Annotated in this window: 2 protein-coding genes; both read right to left on the reverse strand. The window is 71.3% G+C overall.

Annotated features, from left to right (window positions below; genetic code table 11):
• Positions 1-1,379, reverse strand: a 1,379-nt coding sequence (locus VNT59_RS02315) for a methyl-accepting chemotaxis protein (RefSeq protein WP_325496236.1), incomplete at its 3' end; no start/stop codon positions are given.
• Between the two features lie 56 nt (positions 1,380-1,435).
• On the reverse strand, positions 1,436-1,892 hold a 457-nt coding region (locus tag VNT59_RS02320; protein ID WP_325496238.1), incomplete at its 5' end, for a methyl-accepting chemotaxis protein.

The following is a 1,892-nucleotide window of genomic DNA, read 5'->3' on the forward strand; positions in this document are numbered from 1 at the left end:
CCGCGCGTCTGCTCCTGGCTGGCCGCGGCGATCTCGCCCATGATGTCGGTCACCCGCTTGATGCTGCCCACGATCTCCTGCATCGTGGCGCCGGCCTGCCCCACCAGCTGGCTGCCGGCGTCGACCTTGCCCACCGAGTCGTCGATCAGTGCCTTGATCTCCTTGGCCGCCGCCGCCGAGCGCTGCGCCAGGCTGCGCACCTCGGCCGCCACCACCGCGAAGCCCCGCCCCTGCTCGCCGGCCCGCGCCGCTTCGACCGCCGCATTGAGCGCCAGGATGTTGGTCTGGAACGCGATGCCGTCGATCACGCTGATGATGTCCACGATCTTCTTGGACGATTCGTTGATTGAGGCCATGGTGTCCACCACCTGGCCGACCACCGTGCCGCCCTTGACGGCCACGTCGGCGGCCGACTGCGCCAGCTGGTTGGCCTGGCGCGCGTTGTCGGCGTTCTGCTTGACGGTGCCGGTCAGCTGCTCCATCGAGGCCGCCGTCTCTTCCAGCGAGCTGGCCTGCTCCTCGGTGCGCTGTGACAGGTCCTGGTTGCCGGCCGCGATCTGGCCCGAGGCGGTGGCGATGGTGTCGGTGCCCTGGCGGATGCGGGTGACGACCGAGGTCAGGTTGGCGCGCATCGCCGCCATCGCGGCCATCATGCTGCTGTGGTCGCCCGGCGCCACCGCCACCTCCTGCGTGAGATCGCCGTCGGCCACGGCCCGTGCCACCCGGGCCGCCTGCAGCGGCTCGCCCCCCAGCTGCCCCATCAGGTGCCGCACCAGCCAGAACACGCTGCCGGCGCCGGCCAGCAGGGCCGCGATCGCGAGCCCCACCGACAGCTGGAACATGCGGCGGCTGACATCGGCCAGTTCGGCCCTGGTCTGGGCGACGTCGTTCTTCTTGGCCTGGACGAACTCCAGCAAGCGCCCGCGGATGCTGCGCCACAAGGGGGTTTCCTCGTCGCTGATGGCGGCGATGGCCGCGGCCTGGTCCTGCTTGGCCAGCGCCACGATCCTCGTTTGCAGCGCAACCAGTTTCTCGCGGTCCGCCAGCACGCCTTGCACCAGCTTCAGGTCGGCCGCATCGCCGGCCGAGAGTTCCGCGGCGGCGCGCCCGCTGGCCTCGAAGTCGGCGGTGGCCTTCTCCAGGTTCTTGTACGAGGTCGCATTGCCGGGATTGAGCACGATGTTGCGCAGCGCCTGCCCGCCTTGCAGGCCGTCGGCGTACATGCTCGAGGCGGCCTGCTGCAGGGCGAGGTCCGTCTGCAGGAAGCTCGCGAAGCGGCCGCTGACGGTCTGCATGCCCAGCAGCGCGGCGCCCACGGCAATGGCGAACAGCACGAACACGAGGCTCAGGCTGGCAATGATTTTGGTTCGGATGGTCATCGTGTTGCTGACTTCGCGCCGCGGCGCCGGGATGGACCCGGTGCCGCGTGCGTGCGCTAGAACGCTTCCCAGTCGCTGCCGGCGTGGGCCAGCTGCGACGGCGTGCCGGCCGGCTCGGGGCGGGACGCACGGGCGGGCAGGGCCGCCGTCGCGCGCGGCGTGGCGCGCGCGACCGGCGCCGGCAGCGCGATGGCGCCGGCCTCGGTGGGCGCGGCGCCCTGCGCGCCGAGCTTGAAGACGCTGACGGCCTGCACCAGTTCGCCGGCCTGCTCGCGCATCGACTGCGCCGCGGCCGAGGCTTCTTCCACCAGCGCGGCGTTTTGCTGCGTCACCTGGTCCATCTGGGTGATGGCCTGGTTCACCTGCTCGATGCCGCGCGTCTGCTCCTGGCTGGCCGCGGCGATCTCGCCCATGATGTCGGTCACCCGCTTGATGCTGCCCACGATCTCCTGCATCGTGGCGCCGGCCTGCCCCACCAGCTGGCTGCCGGCGTCGACCTTGCCCACCGAGTCG

The sequence above is a fragment of the Ramlibacter sp. genome, from assembly GCF_035554825.1.
GTDB lineage: Bacteria > Pseudomonadota > Gammaproteobacteria > Burkholderiales > Burkholderiaceae_C > Ramlibacter.